The sequence below is a fragment of the Neisseria sp. P0008.S002 genome (genome assembly GCF_051962805.1).
Lineage (GTDB): Bacteria > Pseudomonadota > Gammaproteobacteria > Burkholderiales > Neisseriaceae > Neisseria > Neisseria perflava.
In genome coordinates this window covers 1-295 of the sequence record NZ_JBQCUY010000024.1, presented here as the reverse complement: position 1 = coordinate 295, position 295 = coordinate 1, and the positions used below count along the sequence as shown (strand labels likewise).

Annotated in this window: 1 pseudogene; it reads right to left on the bottom strand. The window is 55.3% G+C overall.

Annotated features, from left to right (window positions below):
* Positions 1-68: 68 nt before the first annotated feature.
* Positions 69-295: pseudogene (locus ACTHSA_RS10830) on the bottom strand (type IV pilin protein); the annotation flags it as partial.

The following is a 295-nucleotide window of genomic DNA, read 5'->3' as shown; positions in this document are numbered from 1 at the left end:
CCTCTCCCGAAAGGACGTGCCTGAGCACGTCCTTTTTCTTTATCCGCTTCTCCCTTTCCACCCGATTGTTACCCCATAAAAGGCCGACACTCCGCATCATTGCCCCTAAATATCTCCTCGCCGTCCGTACAACTGCCCTTTCCCTTCATCTTCCCGCAAACTACTGCTGTCAACGACTCGTTCAAGCGCAATACCCTCGGTTCCGCCTCCCTGTCCAACGCCACCGCCTTCAAGGTAAACTTACCCTCCAGGATGCCCTTAGCCTGACCGCTCATCCTGATACAGAAACCGCCCG